Here is a 19,684-nt window from a genome sequence, read left to right as displayed (position 1 = left end):
GTCGGTTTCCTATTTGCTGTGAGTAACCGGGTTCCCGACGCCGCCTGGCAACGCCGGAAACGAGTCCTGGCTCAGAGCTGAATGCCGGAGAAGGACATGAAGCCCAGCGACATCAGGCCCACGGTGATGAACGTGATGCCCAGGCCCTGGAGGCCACCAGGCACATCGCTGTACTTGAGCCTCTCGCGCAGACCCGCCAGCGCCGTGATCGCCAGCGCCCAGCCCACGCCCGAGCCCAGACCATAGACGACGGATTCGCCGAAGCCGTAGTTACGCTCGACCATGAACAGCACGCCACCCAGGATGGCACAGTTGACGGTGATCAGCGGCAGGAACACGCCCAGCGCGTTGTAGAGTACCGGCACGTACTTGTCGAGGAACATCTCGAGGATCTGCACCAGCGCCGCGATGACGCCGATATAGGAGAGCAGACCCAGGAACGACAGGTCGACGTTTTCGGCACCGCTGATGCCGGTCCAGGTCAGGGCACCCTCGGCCAGCAGCGCGTGGTAGATCACGTTGTTGACCGGCACCGAGATGGTCAGCACCACGATGACCGCAATGCCCAGCCCGAAGGCCGCCGACACCTTCTTGGATACGGCCAGGAAGGTACACATGCCGAGGAAGAACGCCAGGGCCAGGTTCTCGACGAAGACCGAGGCAACGAAAAGGCTAATATAGTGTTCCATGTTACACAGCCTCCTTCGGCATGGTGTTCTTCCTCATCACGAATTCGTTCTCTTCGACCTGCTCGGGATTCATCTCGCGAAGCACCCAGATAAAGAGACCGATGATGAAGAACGCCGACGGCGGCAGCAGCAGCAGGCCGTTGGGTACGTACCAGCCGCCGTCCTGCACCGTCTGAAGCACGGTAAAGCCGAAGACGCTACCGGAACCGAACAGTTCGCGCACGAAGCCGACCAACATCAGTACCAGGCCATAGCCAAGGCCGTTGCCGACACCATCCAGGAAGGAAAGCCCCGGAGTGTTCTGCATGGCGAAACCTTCGGCGCGGCCCATTACGATGCAGTTGGTGATGATCAGGCCGACGAACACCGAGAGCTGCTTTGACATCTCGTAGGCGTACGCCTTGAGGATCTGATCCACCACGATGACCAGTGAGGCGATGATGGTCATCTGCACGATGATACGAATCGATGACGGAATATGATTTCGTATCAGCGACACGAACAGATTGGAAAATGCCGTGACGAAGATAACGGCCAGGGACATGACCAGCGAAACACTCATGCTGGTCGTCACCGCCAGCGCCGAGCAGATACCGAGCACCTGCAGGGCGATGGGGTTGTTCTTCGTCAGCGGCGTCGTGAGAACACTTTTGGCTGACATGATCAGGCTCCTTCCGCTTCGAGTTCGACATCGGCTTCCTGAGCGTCTTCCGGATCGACTCCACCGCGGAATCTCGCCAGATACTCACCGAAGCCTTCCGGGCTCAGCCAGAACTGCAACATGTTGGTGACGCCATTGGCCGTCAGCGTCGCACCAGAGAGGCCATCTACCTGATGCTCTCCAGTGCCGCTGCCGCGGGCCACACGGATAGCCGGAACCAGGCTCTCGTCATCAGAAAAGATCTTCTTTCCTTCCCACTGGGCCTGCCAGCGTGGGTTGTTGACTTCCGCCCCGAGCCCGGGGGTCTCGCTGTGCTCGTAGTAAGTGATCCCGACGATGGTGTTGCCGTCCCCCTCGATGGACATGTAACCGCGCATCAGGCCCCACAGACCCTGCCCGCGAACTGGCAGGATGATCTGTTCCGGGTTGTCGGTATCGCCCACCAGATAGACGGTGGCGTAGTTCTCGACGCGAGACAGGCCAGCGATATCGCGATCCCCCGAGAGGGTGCGACCGGTAGCCGGGTCACGAGCCGCCTGGAAGTGATCGAAGGTCTCCGGGTTGAACTCATCGGTATACTCTCCGGTACGCATGTCCACCACGCGTGGGGCGACCTCGCGGAAGGCGGACTCCACGTCGATACCCGGCTCATAGAGGTTGGCCACTCGCAGGATGTTGGTCTTGCGGTCGAGCTCCTCGTTGAGCAGTTGCATGGGGCGTAGTGCCACCGCGGCGGTGGAGACGATGATCGAACACACGATGCAGAGTGCGAACGCCACCGTCAGTACCTTCTTGATGGAGTTATTGCTCTGTGCCATCAGGCAGTCTCCTCGGCCGGCACACCGGTGCGCTGCAGGCGGCGCTTGATGTTGGCCTGAACAAAGAAGTGGTCGATCAGCGGTGCGAACAGGTTGGCGAACAGAATCGCCAGCATGATGCCCTCCGGGAAGGCCGGGTTCACCACGCGGATCAGCACCGTCATCACGCCGATCAGGACGCCGAAGATCAGACGGCCCTGATTGGTCATCGACGCGGACACCGGGTCGGTGGCCATGAACACCATGCCGAAGGCGAATCCGCCGACCACCAGATGCCAGTACCAGGGCATGGCAAACATCGGGTTGGTCTCGGAACCGATCAGGTTGAACAGCGCGCTGGTGGCCACCATGCCGAGGAAAACCCCAAGCATGATTCGCCACGACGCGATCTTGGTCCACAGTAGCACGGCGGCACCGATGAAGATCGCCAGTGTGGATACCTCACCGACCGAGCCCGGCAAGAAACCGATGAAGGCGTCCCACCAGCTGTACTGGGAGGTGAGTTCGGTCATGTTTTCCTGGAAGGCGATTGACAGCGGCGTGGCGCCACTGTAGCCGTCGGCCGCCACCCACACCTCGTCACCGGATATCTGCGCCGGATAGGCGAAGTAGAGGAAGGCGCGGCCGGTCAGCGCCGGGTTGAGGAAGTTCTTGCCGGTGCCACCGAAGATTTCCTTCCCGATCACGATACCGAAGGTGATGCCCAGGGCCACCTGCCACAGAGGAATGGTGGCCGGCAGGATCAATGCGTAGAGCACGGAGGAAACGAAGAATCCCTCGTTGACCTCGTGGCCACGCTTGACCGCGAACACCACCTCCCAGAACCCACCGACGACGAAGGTCACCAGATAGATCGGCAGGAAGTAGGTTGCGCCGAGCACGAAGTTGGACCAGAAGCTGCCCGGGTCGTGACCGGCGGCCAAGGTCATCATGATCGCTTCGCGCCAGCCAGCCATGGAAGCATAGCCTTCGGCTATCGCCATGTTGGACTGCCAGCCAGCGTTCCACATGCCAAAGAACATCGCCGGGAAGGTGCAGGCCCAGACCGTGATCATGATGCGCTTGAGGTCAATGCCGTCGCGCACATGCGCCGTGGTCTTGGCCACGCTGGGCGGTGAATAGAAGATGGTGTCGACCGCTTCATACAGCGGATACATCTTCTCGTACTTGCCACCCTTGTGGAAATGCGGTTCGAGATTATCGAGTGTCTGTCGGATACCCATCATCAGGCCTCTTTCTCGATCAAGGTGAGGTTTTCACGCAGGATGGGACCATATTCGTATTTGCCGGGGCACGCGTAGGTGCACAGCGCCAGGTCCTCTTCATCCAGCTCCAGGCATCCGAGTTGCATGGCCACCTCGATGTCACCGACGATCAGCGAGCGCAGCAGCTGCGTCGGCAGGACATCGAGCGGCATGAGTTCCTCGTAGACGCCCACCGGCACCATGGCGCGCTCGGAACCATTGGTCGACGTGTTAGGAGCGTAGTTGTGCAACCCCTTGAACTTCGACAGGTAGATACCCATGACAGAATGGCGGTTGGTGCCCGGCGACAGCCAGCCCATGAACTGTCGCTTGCTACCCTCTTCGATCATGCTGAACTGGTTATGGTAGCGTCCCAGATAGCGCAGCGAGCCCTCGCAGGCAAAACCGGAGAAGACCGACCCCGAAATCACACGTGTCTCATCGGGTTCGATGACCTCTCCCGCCAACAGTTCCTCGGTACTGGCGCCAATGCGGGTACGCAGCAGCCGAGGCTTCTCGGCTCGGGGACCGCCCACGGCAACGATACGGCTCACATCGAGCCTGCCTTCGGCGAACAGCTTGCCGAAGGCAATCACATCCTGGTAGCCGATATGCCAGACACGCTTGTGCAGGGCGACCGGCGACAGGTAGTGGATATGGGTGCCGACCAGGCCGGCGGGATGCGGACCGGCAAAGGTTTCGACCTGCACGCCAGCCACGTTGCTGCCGGGAATGCGTGCCTCGGGCGCGGTGCAAAGGAACACCTTGCCCTCGGTAAGACGAGCCAGCACCTTGAGGCCATCCTCGAACGCTTCCGGCTGTTCATTGATGATATCGGCTGGGTCCGGACACAGCGGGTGCGTGTCGATGGCGGTGACGAAGATGTCCGCCGGTTCGCTGTCGATGACCGGCGTTCGCGAGTAGGGGCGCGTCCGCAGAGCGGTCCATAGCCCCGACTCGACCAGTTGGTCGACCACTGCCTGGCGCTCCAGGCTCTCGAGCCTGTCACGGCCATGGGCAGTGAACGTCACCGCCTCTTCGCTCTCATCGATCTTGATGACCACGGAGAGCAGCTTACGCTTCTCACCGCGATTGATGGCCACGACCTCACCTGCGGCCGGCGCCGTGAAGCGTACGCCCTCGATCTTCTTGTCGGTGAAGAGGAGCTGGCCCAGCTTCACCTTGTCCCCTTCCTGGACCTCCATGGTCGGCTTCATGCCGACATAGTCGGGACCCAGGATAGCCACGTGACGCACCGGCCGCGCATCCTCGATGCGCGGCTCGGGCGCCCCCATGATGGGGAGATCCAGGCCTTTCTTGACTTCGATCATAGTCTCGCCCAGTTGATGGATCGGATAAATGAAGGAAAGGGGTTCGAATGGATTCGAATTCTCATTAGCGTCAGTACGTTACCAGTCAGGCCCGGGAGACCCCGGACCACCCCGAAAAATCCACCGCATTATAAAGACAAGCGCGACCAAAGGCCACACGACCTATAGTCGCAAAGCGTCTACGGAACGGCCGTGCCAGCGGGGAACCGAGAGGACAAAAGCCGTTGAAAGACGCGCATATCGGCCAGGGATGCGGCCTTGGGGGAAATGGCCGGTGCCAGGTAGGCACCAGCGAAGGTGCAGCAGTAAATGATCCAGGTCATGGCGTTCCCGATCATACTGTTCGGGAACGCCATGGCCCTGCTTGCCGCCCCCTTACGCCTGCCCGCGGGGCAGCTTGAGGAAGTGCACGTTGGAGATGTGCTGCAGGATGCGAACCACCTGGCAGCTATAGCCGAACTCGTTGTCGTACCACACATACAGGACCGCGTGTTTGCCGTTGGCAATGGTCGCCTTGGCATCGACGATCCCCGCGTGCCGATTGCCGACAAAGTCCGATGAGACCACCTCGGGCGAGTCGACGAAATCGATCTGCTTCTGATAGGAGGAATCGATGGACATGCGACGCAGGTAGTCGTTCAACGCCTCGGCATCGGTGTCCTTGTCCAGGGTCAGGTTGAGGATCGCCATGGAGACATTGGGCGTCGGTACGCGAATGGCATTGCCGGTGAGCTTGCCACCCAGTTCCGGCAGCGCCTTGGCCACGGCCTTGGCGGCTCCGGTTTCGGTAAGCACCATATTCAGAGGCGCGCTGCGGCCACGGCGATCACCCTTGTGGTAGTTGTCGATCAGGTTCTGGTCATTGGTGTAGGCGTGCACCGTCTCGACATGACCGTGGCTGATACCGTATTCGTCGTTGAGCACCTTCAGCACCGGCACGATGGCGTTGGTGGTACAGGACGCCGCGGAGAGGATCCGGTCGTCTTCGCCGATCTCGCCATGATTGATGCCGAACACGATGTTCTTGATGTCGCCCTTGCCCGGCGCGGTGAGCAACGCCTTGGCCGCGCCCTTGCACCGCAGGTGCTGTCCCAGGCCCTCTTCATCACGCCACATGCCGGTGTTGTCGACCACAACCGCGTTGTCGATGCCGTAAGCGGTGTAGTCGACCTCGGCCGGAGAGTCGGCATAGATCACCTGGATGACGTTGCCGTTGGCGGTAATGGTACGAGCCTCGGCATCAACGCTGATGGTGCCGTCGAAGGGGCCGTGCACGGAGTCACGACGCAGCAGGCTTGCCCGCTTCTCGAGGTCCTTGGCGATATCGCCGCGTCCGCGCACGACGATGGCACGCAGCCGCAGCAAGTTGCCGCCCCCGGCCTTCTCGACCAGCACACGGGCCAGGATGCGGCCGATGCGGCCGAAACCATAGAGCACGACATCCTTCGACTGCCCATTGTTGCCACTCGGGTCGTGGGCATCGACGATCTCGGCCAGTTCCTCACGCAGGAACGCCTTGGCATCGCCACCGCCATGCTTCTTGAACGCCACCCCGAGCTTGCCGACATCGACATGGGCCGGCCCCAGATCGAGTTCCGCCATGGCCTGGACCAGGGGGAAGGTATCCTGCACGGAAAGTTCGGTCCCCTCGACCTTCCTGACGAAGCGGTGGTCCTTCAGGATGCGGATCACCGAGCGGTTGAACAGCGAACGCCCATAGAGGGTGGTGACCACGTTGTTGTGACGGTACAGGCTGCCGATCAGCGGGATCATCTGTTCGGCCAGCGCCTGGTTGTCGTGCCAATCCTGAAAAACGGTATCGAGGGGTTGTTGACTCACGTGAAGCCTCTTTGATGATCTGGAATTCCCCCGCATTATCCCGTCAGCGTCCCGGCGGGGCAATCGCAGGATGGTCGCAGGCGCTGTAGGGGGATTACAGAAATGGAGGCTTGACTACAAGCGATTCCCTGGGCTGGTATGATTCCTCCTTTGTGATCCCGACTCCGAGACGACGTTCAGACTCGACACCCAGTACATCGCCTTCTTTTTCGGCCTGACGATAGCGCCTGACGACACCATGTCCAATTTCTCGCTTCTAGACCCACCACGCCCCGACGGCGTTCGTGACACGCTTTACTGGCACAGACCGCCCGGCAGCGCCACTGCGCTGGCGCTGGCGTACCTGGCCATGGATGCCCCGCTGCTGGTGATCACCGCCGATACCGCCAGTGCCCAACGCCTGGAAAATGAGCTGCTGTTCTTTTCCACCTCCCCGGTGCTGCCCTTCCCCGACTGGGAGACCCTGCCCTACGACAGCTTTTCGCCGCACCAGGACATCGTATCGGCCAGACTGCGAACCCTGCGCCGACTCCAGGACGGCGAGCGCGGGATCGTACTGGTTCCGATCAACACCCTGATGCAGCGCCTGCCCCCGGTGGAATACATCGCAGGCCGGGTCATGACACTCGAGACCGGCGCGCACCTCGACCGTGAAGGCTTTCGCGAAAGCCTCTCCCGGGCAGGGTACCGGGCAGTCGAGACCGTCTATGAACCCGGCGAGTATGCCCTGCGCGGCGCCTTGATCGATCTTTTTCCCATGGGCAGCGAAGCCCCGCTGCGTATCGACCTGTTCGACGACGAGATCGATACGCTACGCTACTTCGATCAGGACACCCAGCGCAGCCGGGACAAGGTAGACAGGATAGAGCTGCTGCCTGCCCACGAATATTCGCTGGCGCGCTCGGCCATCGCCTGTTTCCGCGAGGGTTTCGAGACGCTGTTCGATGTGGACCCCCGCCAATGCCCGCTCTATGTGGATGCGCTGAAGGGAATCCCCTCTCCCGGCCTGGAGCAGTACCTGCCGCTGTTCTTCGAGGAAACGGCGACACTGTTCGAACACCTGGCCGATGGCACGCGGGTGATACTTCTGCCCGGTGTCTTCGCGTCCGCGGAGCACCACTGGTCGGCGATAGAGAGCCGCTACGAGAACCTGGGCGTCGACCCCACCCGCCCGCTGCTGCCCCCCCACCGCGCCTTCGTTCCAGTGTCGGAGGTATTCGGCGCCATCAAACGCCACCCACGGGTCGAGCTCACCGATGACCGCGAGCACCGACATGCCAGGCAGCCGGCAGCGACCACCCCTCCGCAGGTGCCCATCAACGCCCGCGGCAAACACCCACTGGCGGCCCTCGATGATTTCCTCACCGGCAATCCCGAGCTCCGGGTGCTGTTCGTTGCCGAATCTCGCGGACGCCGCGAAGCGCTGGAAGAAACCCTGGCACCCCTGCAACTCACCTTGCCGCATATGGCGGACTTTGCCGAATTCCTGACGTCCGGCTCGCGCCTGGCCATCACCGAAGGCGAGATCGATGCCGGCCTGTGGCTGGAACGTCCCAACCTTGCCGTGATCAGCGAAACCGAGCTGCTTGGCGATGTCGTTCGTCAGAGCCGTCGGCGAGAAAAAGCCACCGACGCCAATGAACTGGCGGTTCGTCATCTGTCTGAACTGCGCCCCGGCGCGCCGGTGGTCCACCAAACTCATGGCGTAGGGCGCTATCGCGGCCTGGAAACACTCGAGGCAGGAGGCCAGGCAGCCGAGTTCGTCTCGCTGGAATATGCCGACGGTGCCAAGCTCTATGTACCGGTGGGGAGTCTGCATCTGATCTCCCGTTATGCCGGGGCTGACGACGAACTCGCCCCGCTGCATCGGCTGGGCTCCGAGCAGTGGGACAAGGCACGGCGACGTGCCGCCGAGAAGATTCGCGACACCGCCGCCGAACTGCTGGATGTCTATGCCCGCCGCGAGGCGCGGGAAGGCTTCGCCTGCGCCGAGCCGGACGAGGAGTATGTGCGTTTCGCCGCCAGCTTCCCCTTCGAGGAGACCCCCGACCAGCGCGCCGCCATCGCCGCGGTCATTGGCGACATGACGGCCCCCCGCCCCATGGATCGCGTGGTCTGTGGTGACGTGGGCTTCGGCAAGACGGAAGTCGCCATGCGTGCCGCCTTCCTCGCCGTGCAGTCCAGCCGCCAGGTCGTGGTACTGGTGCCCACCACCTTGCTGGCCAGACAGCATTACGAGAACTTTCGTGATCGCTTCGCCGATACGGCGGTCCAGATCGAGCTGATCTCCCGCTTCACTTCCGGCAAGGGCCAGGCCGAATCGCTCAAGCGAATCGAGAATGGCCAGGCCGACATCGTCATCGGCACCCACAAGCTGCTGTCGAAATCCATGAAGCTCCCCAACATGGGGCTGCTGATCATCGACGAGGAACATCGCTTCGGCGTGGCCCAGAAGGAGCGGCTCAAGAACCTGCGGGCCGAAGTCGACATCCTGACGATGACCGCCACGCCGATTCCCCGCACCCTGAACATGGCCATGAGCGGTATTCGCGACCTCTCGATCATTGCCACACCACCGGCCCGGCGGCTTTCCGTGAAGACCTTCGTGCAACAGCGTGACGAATCCGTGATCAAGGAGGCAATACTGCGGGAGGTGCTCCGCGGTGGTCAGGTCTACTTCCTGCACAATGAAGTGAAGACCATAGAGGTCGCCGCCGAGACGATACGCGAGCTGGTACCCGAAGCCCGAGTCGCCGTCGCCCATGGTCAATTGCCGGAGCGTGCTCTGGAACGGGTCATGTCCGACTTCTACCACAAGCGCTTCAACGTGCTGGTCTGCTCCACCATCATCGAAACCGGCATCGACGTACCGAGCGCCAACACCATCATCATCGAGCGTGCCGACAAGTTCGGCCTCGCCCAGCTTCACCAACTGCGCGGTCGCGTGGGGCGCAGCCACCATCAGGCCTACGCTTACCTGCTGGCCCCACCGCCGCGAGTCCTGACGCGCGACGCCACCAAGCGCCTGGAAGCCATCAGCGCCGCCGAGGAGCTCGGGGCCGGTTTTACCCTGGCCAGTCACGACATGGAGATCCGGGGCGCGGGGGAGCTGCTCGGCGAGGAGCAGAGTGGCCAGATGGAGGCCATCGGTTACAACCTTTACATGGAAATGCTCGATCGGGCCGTTCAGGCCATCCGGGCCGGCAAGACACCCAATATCGACATGCCTCTGGACCAGGGTGTGGAAATCAGCCTCAACCTGCCGGCATTGATCCCCGATGACTATCTGCCCGATGTCCAGCAGCGATTGGTGATGTACAAGCGCATCGCCAGTGCCGACACGGAAGCGGAACTCAGGGAACTCCAGGTGGAAATGATCGATCGCTTCGGCCTGCTGCCCACCCCCGTGAAAGCCCTGCTGCGACAGACGACGCTTCGTCAGCGTGCCGAGCGCCTCGGCATCGTGCGCCTGGAGGCCGGTGGGGAGAAAGGACGTCTGATCTTTGGTGGTCAAGCCCGTGTCGACCCGCTGACCCTGGTCAAGCTGATCCAGCACTCGCCGGAATGCTACAGGCTCGACGGGGCCGACACCCTGCGCTTCGAAGCCGACATGGGCCAGGAGGAGCAGCGCTTCAAGGTCGTGGAGCAACTGCTGGAAGCCCTCAACGAGAAGATGGAGGCGGCCTGAAGTGCCCGGATCGACGGGGGAATGTTTGCGGCCGGGTCTCCCCGAAAGGGTCGGTAGCGCTATAATGTGAACCAAGTGTCTCAATCGCAGCCCTGACACCAACCCAGCGCCACTGGCGATTCCCGCCAGTGGCGCCCGAACCGTCGTATTGTACGGCAGCGAACGCACGGAACGTTCGCCCGACAGGCGACTACATGACGAGATCATGAATTGATGAAAAATCCGTTACTAGTCAGGCACGCAGTTCGCTGTATCGCCTTTCTTGGCTTTGCCGCCCTGCTGGCGACATCGGCTCTGGCCGAAGAAAGAGAGTGGCCTCTCGGGCACTATCCCCAGCCCGAAAAAGGCAATGTCATAGGCGAAACCTACCTGGTGACCGTCGAGGAAGGGCAAACCCTGGTCGACATCGCTCGTCAACACAAGGTGGGTTACAACGAGATTCGCATGGCCAACCCCGATGTCAGCATCTGGGCCCCTTTCGAAGGTACGGAAGTCGTGATACCCGCTCAGCACATCCTGCCCGATGCACCACGAGAGGGTATCGTGATCAATCTCTCCGAACTTCGCCTCTACTACTATCCCAGCGACGACGTGGTGGAAACCTACCCGATCAGCGTGGGCCGTGACGGCTTCTCCACCCCGGTTGGCGTCACCCGAACAACGGTGAAGGTAAAGGATCCCCACTGGTCACCGCCCCGCTCCATGCGGGAAGAAGCCGCCGCCCGGGGCGAGCCACCCCCCGCGGTCGTACCACCCGGCCCGGATAACCCCCTGGGACGGCACGCCATCCTGCTCGGTCTGCCAAGCTACTTGATTCACGGCACCAACATGCCCGACGGCGTCGGCATGCGAGCCAGCCGTGGCTGCATCCGCATGTTTCCGGAAGATATCGAATCCCTTTACGATCGGGTTCCGAGCGGCACCAAGGTGAACATCATCGACCAGCCCTTCAAGGTGGCCTGGTCGGAAGACGACATTCTCTATGCCCAGTCATTCCCGCAAATCGAGGAGAATCAGGGTACCTTCGAGCCCATTCTCAACGCCATTGAGGTGCTCACCAGGGCCTTTGGCGAAGAGAAGCCCTCCGTCGATTACTCCAGGTTGCGTCGCATCGTGGAGCGCCCTGACGGCCTGCTGGTGTCATTATTGCGGGCCGCCGAAGAGGAGCCGACTCCGTCCATGCCGCAACAGGAAGAGGCAGAAGGCCTGTTCCAGGAGCTGAAGGTCACCCAGCGCCCGAGCCTGGCCTCCGAGCTGGCGGTCAGCCAGCGGTAAGGAGCCACATCGTGGAGCCTCGTCCCCCCTCCAATGAAGGGGAACACAACGAGAAAACCCCGCCGAGGCGGGGTTTTCTCTTCTTGCAGAACCGCCATCATCCAACGATGATGCCGGCACTCCGGCAGAATTACTTCTGCATGGAGCGCTGGAACATGCGGTTCATTTCTTCGCGGTTCTGCTCAGACATCTGCAGGGCCGCCTGGGCGTCACGCTGTGCCTGGTTGGCCGTGTTTTGAGCCTGGGTCGCGATGCTGCGAGCTTCGGCAGCGTCAGCCTGGGCGGATTCAGCAGTCTGGCGGACTTCATCCAGAGCAGCGTTGCTAGCACAACCGGCCAGGATAGCCATAGAAGCAGCAGCGGCGGTCAGCTTCAGGGTGGTCTTCAGAGTCATGGTGTTCTCCTTGAGTCTTCCTTGGTACTGCACATGTTAGTACAGCGGCGTTAATGGAGCCTGAGATCAGGCTAACCTGCTCAATGCAGGATTCTTGCAGCGACTGCTGCCAAGCACAGGAGCCAAACGCTGTTTTATAATACCATACGACGCTTGTCCATAGCTCGAAACGTCCCTTACGCATTTTGAGCCTAGCGGATCACGACGCGAGTGCCAATGTCGATGAGCTCATTGAGCCTTTCGATCTGCGCATTGGTCACCGCCACGCACCCCTGAGTCCAATGATAATTGGCATGAACATCGGGGTCCGCACGACCGAGACCATGAATACCGATAGCACCACCCAGCACAGTCTGCTGAGGCGGGTGGCCATGGCGCCGATAGTAGACGAAATAATCTTCGTAATCTTGCTCTGTGTAAAGCCCTGATTCCAATGCCATGCGCGCATGGGACGGCGTAGGGTAATCCAGACCGATGAAGATATGCCAATCGCTCTGCATGTTGAAGCGATTGACGCGAAATTCACCCATGGGCGTCACATTTCCGCCCCGTATCCTTTCAGGCCTGGCACCGGCACGTCCAAGGGAAACAGGAGCGAAACGCTCGACGATGGCATTGCCTCGATAAACAGTGAGGGTTGCTTCCTTGTCATCGACCAGCACCCAGAGCTCACCGTCATGGCGCGGTATGTGCGCTCGAGCAAGAAGAGTTTCGATCAGGTTGGCCTGGGCGGGCCCTCCCATCAGAAGGGTCAGTGGCGCACCCAGGGCCAGGAGGCCGAAACGGCGACGGGAAAGAGAGGTCATCGGCTCCTCACACGGTATAGAAAAACGGAAAAACGCAAAAAACATGGCGCTGTTATAGCCTATCTATCCCGCCCCTGTCAGTCGAAATACATTCGATAAGAAACGGTATTTCGACGATCATCTCACATGACGGGCGTCATGGTCTTTGTCGCCACGGCATTCTAGTCTTCAGAAAAGTAGCTATTCAGCTTGCGGATCTGGTGACGATCAAGGAGCGCCCTACATGCCACCGATTTCCAGAAAAACCTTTCCGCCCCGTTGCGAGCAACACGTTACTGTCGAGCGCGACCTCGACTTTACCGCCTGGGCAAGGGGTCGCGGGGTGATTTCGCACAGTCCCGCGACCCAGTCCTGCATCAGTCAGTTGCTGGATCGCCACGCCGCCACCGTAGAGGAGCGGCGCCGATGGCTCGCTCTGCTACGGGCCGCCGACCGGCTGGCCAACATGGGCATGTGGCTGGTGGCACACATGACCTATGCACGACGCATCCGCCTGGACGGCTCTCCCCTCTGCGCCGACGATTTCAAGCCCAGCCCGGAAGGTCATACCGGCGGTGCACTCAATATGGTACCAGCCTATGTGGGCTACCTGGTCGCCAATAGCCTGACCCAGCTGACCCGAAGCTGGATGATGGGCCAGGGTCACTGCGTCGCGGCGATCGACTCGCTCAACCTGCTGGTGGATAACATGAACCCGGCCCATGCTGCCCGATATTCACTCGACGATGAAGGCTTGACCCGGCTGGTCAACGACTTCTACCACTGTGGTGTCGAGGCAAACGGACAGCCCTCTTCGCCGCTGGGTAGCCATGTGAACGCCCATACGGCAGGCGGGTTGGGCGAAGGCGGGTATCTCGGCTTTGCCGGCCTTCAGTATGTGCACATGCCTCTTGCGCACCAGAATCTTGTCGCCTTTCTAAGCGATGGTGCCTTCGAGGAGCAACGAGGCAGCGACTGGATACCGCGCTGGTGGCGTGCCGAGGATAGCGGGCCGGTGGTACCGGTCATGATTGCCAATGGTCGGCGTATCGACCAGCGCACCACCATGAGCCAGTCTGGCGGCACCCACTGGTTCGAAGAGCACTTGATACTCAACGGTTTCGCCCCGCTGACCATCGATGGTCGTGATCCCGCCGCCTTTGCCTGGGCCATCATCACCGCAGAACAGGAACTGGCCGAGCAGGTGGCGGCAAGGAAGTCCGGCCACGGCCGCTATCCGTTGCGGCTCCCCTACGTCATTGCCGAAACGGTGAAGGGCTATGGCTTTCCCGGTGCCGGCACCAACGCAGCCCACAACCTGCCCCTCGTGGATAATCCCGCCAGTGACACAGCCGCCCGGCAGCGCTTCAATGAAGGCGCCGCCATCCTTCATGTCCCCCTGGACGAGCTGCGAGAGGCAATTGCCACGCTCAACAACCATGTCCTGAACGACAGGCCCAGAGAGCGAGACCACGAACTCGCAGCCGCCATCACCCCGCTGCCCAGCCTCCCTGCCACGGAAATCCATCCCTTGGGTGTGGCGGTTTCCCCGATGGCGGCGATCGATGACACATTCTGTCGCCTGGTGAATGCGAACCCCGCCCTGCGTGTGCGCGTCGGCAATCCGGACGAAATGCGCAGCAATCGGCTGAACCAGACCCTGGACCTTCTCTGCCACCGGGTCACCGACCCGGAGCCCGGTGTGGCCGAAGCGCTAGACGGCGCGGTCATTACCGCACTCAACGAGGAAGCCGTGGTCAGTGCGGCTCTCGCCAACAAGCAAGGGCTCAACCTGGTGGCTTCCTACGAAGCCTTCGCCATCAAGATGCTCGGTGCCATGCGTCAGGAGATCATCTTCGCCAGACACCAGCGCGAAGAGGGCCGGGAGCCGGGCTGGCTGTCCGTGCCGATATTGGCCAGCTCCCATACCTGGGAGAACGGCAAGAACGAACAGTCGCACCAGGACCCCACACTGTGCGAGGCGTGGATGGGAGAAATGGACGACGTCGCCCCGACACTGTTCCCGGTGGACGCGACCAGCGCCAGCCGAGCCCTGCTGGACATCCATTGCAGCAGGGGGCGTGTCGCCGTCATGGTGGTACCGAAGAACCCGGTACCGGTGGTCGTCACGCCACAACAGGCGTCCCTGTTGAGCGAGGACGGCATCGTCGCCCTGCACACCGAGAACGCCCCCCGGGTCCAGTTGTTCGCCGTAGGTGCCTATCAGCTGATCGAACTGCAGCGCGCCCTGGAGCGCCTGATGCGTGTCGGGGTGGCCGCAAGCCTCTACGTGATTCAGGAACCCGGAAAGCTGCGCGAAGCCCGGGACGAACAGGAAGCCTCAGTGGTGTTGAGCCAGTATCGGCTAAGCACACTGGTGCCACCGGTCGAAGCCCGTGTCTTCCTCGGCCATTGCCGTCCGGAAGCCCTGAGCGGAGTATTGCGACCGATGGATACCGGCATGAAAACCCGCTTCCTCGGTTACCGAAACCGCGGTGGCACTCTCGACACCTTCGGCATGCTCTATGCCAACCGCGCCACCTGGGCCCATGTGCTGGAAGCCGTCAGCGAAGTGGCCGGGCTCGACCTTGAGACCCTGCTCGATGCAAGCGAGCGCCGGGCCCTGGCCGGAGAGGGTGACCCCGAAGCCCTGCGCTGAAGGGTCGAGAGGCACCCGTCGCTTCCCGGGGCTGACTCGAAGGCGCTTACACCCCCAGGCTTCTCAGATAGTCGTCGTAGCTACCAGTGAAATCGACGATGCCCGCCTCGCTCATATCCAGGATACGAGTCGCCAGAGAGGAAACGAACTCACGGTCGTGACTGACGAAGATCAACGTTCCGGGGAAGTGCTCGAGCGCCAGATTGAGCGCCTCGATGGACTCCATGTCCAGGTGGTTGGTGGGTTCATCCATCAGCAGTACGTTGGGGCGTGTCAGCGACAGTTTGCCGAACAGCATGCGTCCCTGCTCACCTCCGGAAATGACCTTCACCGACTTGTTGATGTCATCGCTGGAGAAGAGCATCCGGCCCAGGGCGCCACGAATCACCTGCTCGCCACCATCGGTCCACCGGGCCATCCACTCGAACAGGGTGGCATCATTGGCAAAGTCATCGGTATGGTCCTGGGCGAAGATGCCGAGCTCGGCACTGTCGGTCCAGCGCACGGCGCCAGCCTTCGGGTGCAGTTCACCGATCAGGGTTCGCAGCAACGTGGTCTTGCCGATACCGTTGGGACCAATGATGGCAATGCGCTCGCCTGCCTCGATGGTCATGGAAAGCCCTTCGAAGAGGGGCGCCTCACCGGCATAACCCTGGCTCAACGCCTCGACGTTAACGGCGTTGCGATGGATTTTCCTGGCCTGTTCAAAACGAATGAACGGGCTCACTCGGCTGGAAGGCTTGATGTCCTCGAGCTTGATCTTCTCGATCTGCCGAGCTCGGGACGTGGCCTGCTTGGCCTTGGAAGCATTCGCCGAGAAACGGCTGACGAAAGTCTGAAGTTCGGCAATCTGTGCCTTCTTCTTGGCATTGTCGGCATGTTGACGCTCACGGGCAGCCGTGGCGGCGGTCATGTACTCGTCGTAGTTGCCAGGGAACAGCTTGATCTCGCCATAATCCAGGTCTGCCATATGGGTGCAGACACTATTGAGGAAGTGGCGGTCATGGGAAATGATGATCATGGTGCTGTTGCGCGCGACCAGTACCCCTTCCAGCCAGCGAATGGTGTTGATGTCCAGATGGTTGGTGGGCTCGTCGAGCAGCAGTACGTCAGGGTCGGCAAACAGCGCCTGGGCCAGCAATACTCGCAGCTTCCAGCCTGGCGCCACCTCACTCATCGGACCCTCATGCTGGTCGATGGGAATGCCCAGACCCAGAAGCAGTTCCCCGGCCCGGGACTCTGCGGTATAGCCGTCGAGCTCGGCAAAGCGCGTCTCCAGGTCGGCTACCGCCATGCCGTCTTCTTCGCTCATCTCGGGCAATGAGTAGATACGCTCGCGCTCTGCCGCCACCTTCCACAGCTCGTGGTTGCCCATGATCACCGTATCGATGACCCGCTCGGATTCGTAGGCGAACTGGTCCTGACGAAGCTTGCCCAGGCGGGTGCCCGATTCGATCATCACCTGCCCCGAGGAAGGTTCCAGGTCGCCTCCCAGGATTTTCATGAAGGTGGATTTGCCACAGCCGTTGGCACCGATCAGGCCATAGCGATGACCATTGCCGAACTTGATGGAAACGTTTTCGAACAGGGGCTTGGCCCCGAACTGCATGGTGATATTGGCGGTGGAGATCACGTAGGGAGATCCAATCGAAGGGCAAAAGTCCGCGATTGTACCGGTTATGGCCGCATCTCACATGTCGAATGTCAGGAAAGGGCCCTCGTCACCCTCGGGAGCGACCCGGACCAGTCCGTTCACCGCCGATGGGATGACTCACGAACCGGGCTCCTCTCCCGACCAGCGGCCACGCCCCCGCCCCGGTATCATGCGGCCAAAATAGAGCAGGCCGAAGGCTAGCCAGGCCAGCGTCAGCGTCGACGTCAAGACCAATATCGCCACGGCACCGAACTGGACAATCAGGGGAAGGGCCGCGGCGGTGAACAAACCGCCCCCCACTATCGGCTCGAACATCAGCTGCTTGTAGCCGAAGCTTTCCATCGCTCCGGAGCGATTCTGGGGATCGGCCATGCGCATCAACAACAGGCCCGTCACCGTGACACCCGTGGACTGGCCGAAATCGCCGATACCACGCTCGAACCAGTTTTCAGGTATCACTCTCGGGGCAATCACGATCAGCACGAACAGCGACCAGCCGATACCAGCCACCGCCAGCAGGAGAAAGGGAATCAGGTACTCGCCAAGCGTGGTGAGCGAAAGCGTCGCCAGCGCTGCCACGATAGTGAAATCCAGCGAGGTGCCGGCGATACGTGACATGGTGCGATTCGAGACATGCCGCTCGAGGCTGTAGCGGGTGACCCACAGCTGTACGATCACACCGCCGATCATGGCAATCGGAAACAGCGGGACATGTGCCATGATCTCGAGGCCACCATCACGGGCCCAGGTCATCTGCTCCACCCATTGCAAGCCATTCAGTATCAGCCAGCCGATGACGATGGCGATACCCACCAGGCCGATGTGCAGGCTGAGCGGGTCGGTTGCGCCCGCCTCCAGTTCGAGATCCTTCTTGAATTCGGAATACTCCTCGGCCGACGGGCGCTGATCGGTAGCCATGAGAGCATCGGGGTCGTCCGTCTCCCTGCTGGGGATCACCACGCCCCGCCGGGCCGCGATATTGATCATCAGCGTGCCGATGAGCACCCCGGAGACGATGCCGATCGTTGCGAGCCCCAATGCCAGGTCGGCCCCCTCCTCGAAGCCCAGCTCCGTGAAGGTATCGGCCATGCCGGCCGCGGTACCGTGTCCTCCCTCGAAACCGATCTCTATCAGCGCACCGACCATCGGGTTCATCCCGAAAAGGGGAACCAGCACCAACAAGGCCAACGACAGCCCGACGACATACTGCCCCCAGGCCATGGTCTGCCCCACGACCACTTGTGGCCCGGCACGAAGCCAAATGGTGCGCAGGCCCGGGATCGGCTTGCCGATGAAGAGCGCCGCGAATACGACATTGATCAAGAGACCAGGCAGTGCCGCCCAACTCTCCTGAACGTAGGCCGGGAAGAGCCCACCTCCTTCCACGAAGGGCGAGCCCACCAGGGCACCCAGCACCTCGGGACCCAACAACAGGAGCAATAGACCGCCTATCACCGAGCTTGGCAGAAACAACCGCCTCATCCATGGCATCCAGACTCGCAAGGTGTTGCTCATCAGTAGTACCAGCCCAATCAGGACCAGCGCGATGAATAGCTCCCCCACCGTCATGGTCATTGGCCGTTTCCTCCCTGGATTGACCGTCCAACCGGGTTGCCCGTGCACGCAACCAATGACACCAGTCTAGCCGACACCCTGCAAAACGACATCGCCCCGACAGGAGACCCTGCCGGGGCGATATCCAGACAATGATCAGAAATGTCAGTCTTGTCGCTCCACCGTGAAGATGCTCTGGAGCTTGTGCTTCTTGCCGTAGATGTGAACCGTCGTCTCGTCGAAAGGGAAACGATCCCGGTACTCGCTGTGGTTATTGAAGCGTGGCTTGTGGGCGTTGATCATGGCGGCTGCCAGGCGCTCCCGATTGGCGTGCCCGGCGAGCCCGACTGCATACCAGACCTCTTCACCCGGCTGCAGGAAAGCCTGCCACCTGTCGTGATCCTCGTGGTGCTCCAAACCATAGCGGGCGCTACGATGCTCACCCACATAGAGCAGTTCCTGCACGTCCATTTCATTGGTTTCCGGGTCCTTGGCGGCTCGGAACACGCAGTAGATGCCGGACTCGTCCGGGGCGTCATGCAGTTGCTCGCGGGTCCAGTAGCCCAGCATCTTGGGGGAAAATAACTGTTCTGACATGGGGATTCCTTCTCAATAATCTTCGAGTCGTTGCATGTCACGGGCGATACGCCGCACTTCCGCTTCGTGCCCGGCGGACAGGGCATCGAAGAATTGCTTCTCGTCTCTACCGCTGGCCAGGTCGCCGCGATGAGCATAAAGATCCTGCAGGGTCCGATGAGCCGTCAGCGCCGTTGCCAGGACGTTCCGAACACTTTCGCAGTCGACCTCCTCGGGCAGACGCTCCAGTACCGGTGGATGGGGAAAGTCGTTGGGATCGTCGAACCAGACGTTCAGAACGCTTCGATGGTCACTACCATCCTCAAGATAGCCGACAAGGTCGGACTGCAGTTTGCGCTCGCGTTCCGCCAGATAGGTCAGCGCCATGCCCACTCGCTCATCGACCCCGCTGGCGGCAAGCTGCGTGTATTGGCCAGCGAGTCGAGCATGATAATCCGCCGCCCAGTCCACCAGATCCTTCACTTGATGAAAGCGCATGAGAGCCCCCTTCTGGTTG

General features: G+C 61.2%; 15 protein-coding genes. 3 read left to right on the top strand and 12 right to left on the bottom strand.

What is annotated here, in order from left to right; genetic code table 11:
• Positions 1-71: 71 nt before the first annotated feature.
• The 6 genes from nqrE to C1H69_RS04470 form a co-directional block, all read right to left on the bottom strand.
• A complete protein-coding gene (gene nqrE / locus C1H69_RS04495; protein ID WP_102652212.1) occupies positions 72-689 on the bottom strand; it encodes an NADH:ubiquinone reductase (Na(+)-transporting) subunit E in 618 nt (205 codons plus the stop codon).
• A 1-nt stretch (position 690) separates the two neighbouring features.
• On the bottom strand, positions 691-1,350 hold the full coding sequence (locus C1H69_RS04490) for an NADH:ubiquinone reductase (Na(+)-transporting) subunit D (protein WP_102652211.1): 660 nt from the start codon (positions 1,348-1,350) through the stop codon (positions 691-693).
• A 2-nt stretch (positions 1,351-1,352) separates the two neighbouring features.
• Positions 1,353-2,168 carry a Na(+)-translocating NADH-quinone reductase subunit C gene (locus tag C1H69_RS04485; protein WP_102652210.1) on the bottom strand — a complete coding sequence of 272 codons (816 nt, stop codon included), beginning with the start codon at positions 2,166-2,168 and terminating at the stop codon, positions 1,353-1,355.
• On the bottom strand, positions 2,168-3,394 hold the full coding sequence (locus C1H69_RS04480) for an NADH:ubiquinone reductase (Na(+)-transporting) subunit B (RefSeq protein ID WP_102652209.1): 1,227 nt from the start codon (positions 3,392-3,394) through the stop codon (positions 2,168-2,170). The genes C1H69_RS04485 and C1H69_RS04480 overlap by 1 nt, the downstream gene beginning before the upstream one ends.
• On the bottom strand, positions 3,394-4,743 hold the full coding sequence (locus tag C1H69_RS04475) for a Na(+)-translocating NADH-quinone reductase subunit A (RefSeq protein WP_102652208.1): 1,350 nt from the start codon (positions 4,741-4,743) through the stop codon (positions 3,394-3,396). The genes C1H69_RS04480 and C1H69_RS04475 overlap by 1 nt, the downstream gene beginning before the upstream one ends.
• A 375-nt stretch (positions 4,744-5,118) precedes the next feature.
• Complete coding sequence (locus C1H69_RS04470; protein ID WP_102652207.1) at positions 5,119-6,582, bottom strand: glyceraldehyde-3-phosphate dehydrogenase; 1,464 nt, start codon at positions 6,580-6,582, stop codon at positions 5,119-5,121.
• A gap of 238 nt (positions 6,583-6,820) precedes the next feature.
• Here C1H69_RS04470 and mfd point away from each other — a divergent pair, with 238 nt between their 5' ends.
• A complete protein-coding gene (gene mfd / locus C1H69_RS04465; protein ID WP_205738409.1) occupies positions 6,821-10,270 on the top strand; it encodes a transcription-repair coupling factor in 3,450 nt (1,149 codons plus the stop codon).
• Positions 10,271-10,483: 213 nt separating this feature from the next.
• The gene (locus C1H69_RS04460) at positions 10,484-11,545 is read left to right on the top strand and encodes a L,D-transpeptidase family protein (protein ID WP_102652205.1); all 1,062 of its coding nucleotides are present in this window, start codon (positions 10,484-10,486) and stop codon (positions 11,543-11,545) included.
• Positions 11,546-11,675: 130 nt separating this feature from the next.
• Here C1H69_RS04460 and C1H69_RS04455 read toward each other — a convergent pair whose 3' ends face one another.
• Both C1H69_RS04455 and C1H69_RS04450 read right to left on the bottom strand, forming a co-directional pair.
• Positions 11,676-11,939, bottom strand: coding sequence for an Lpp/OprI family alanine-zipper lipoprotein (locus C1H69_RS04455; protein ID WP_102652204.1), 264 nt, complete (start codon positions 11,937-11,939; stop codon positions 11,676-11,678).
• Between the two features lie 191 nt (positions 11,940-12,130).
• Positions 12,131-12,790, bottom strand: coding sequence for a L,D-transpeptidase family protein (locus tag C1H69_RS04450; RefSeq protein WP_422666880.1), 660 nt, complete (start codon positions 12,788-12,790; stop codon positions 12,131-12,133).
• Positions 12,791-12,968: 178 nt separating this feature from the next.
• Between C1H69_RS04450 and C1H69_RS04445 the strand changes: the two genes are divergently transcribed.
• The gene (locus tag C1H69_RS04445; RefSeq protein ID WP_102652202.1) at positions 12,969-15,383 is read left to right on the top strand and encodes a phosphoketolase family protein; all 2,415 of its coding nucleotides are present in this window, start codon (positions 12,969-12,971) and stop codon (positions 15,381-15,383) included.
• A gap of 46 nt (positions 15,384-15,429) precedes the next feature.
• Here the strand turns inward: C1H69_RS04445 and C1H69_RS04440 are convergent, their stop codons facing one another.
• The 4 genes from C1H69_RS04440 to C1H69_RS04425 form a co-directional block, all read right to left on the bottom strand.
• On the bottom strand, positions 15,430-17,016 hold the full coding sequence (locus C1H69_RS04440; protein WP_102652201.1) for an ABC-F family ATPase: 1,587 nt from the start codon (positions 17,014-17,016) through the stop codon (positions 15,430-15,432).
• Between the two features lie 138 nt (positions 17,017-17,154).
• Complete coding sequence (locus C1H69_RS04435; RefSeq protein WP_102652200.1) at positions 17,155-18,612, bottom strand: sodium/glutamate symporter; 1,458 nt, start codon at positions 18,610-18,612, stop codon at positions 17,155-17,157.
• Positions 18,613-18,756: 144 nt separating this feature from the next.
• A complete protein-coding gene (locus tag C1H69_RS04430; RefSeq protein WP_102652199.1) occupies positions 18,757-19,188 on the bottom strand; it encodes a hypothetical protein in 432 nt (143 codons plus the stop codon).
• Positions 19,189-19,200: 12 nt separating this feature from the next.
• Positions 19,201-19,665 carry a hypothetical protein gene (locus C1H69_RS04425; protein WP_102652198.1) on the bottom strand — a complete coding sequence of 155 codons (465 nt, stop codon included), beginning with the start codon at positions 19,663-19,665 and terminating at the stop codon, positions 19,201-19,203.
• Positions 19,666-19,684: the final 19 nt, after the last annotated feature.

The sequence above is a fragment of the Billgrantia endophytica genome (genome assembly GCF_002879615.1).
Taxonomy (GTDB): Bacteria; Pseudomonadota; Gammaproteobacteria; order Pseudomonadales; family Halomonadaceae; genus Halomonas; species Halomonas endophytica.
This window is presented reverse-complemented; position numbering and strand designations above follow the sequence as displayed.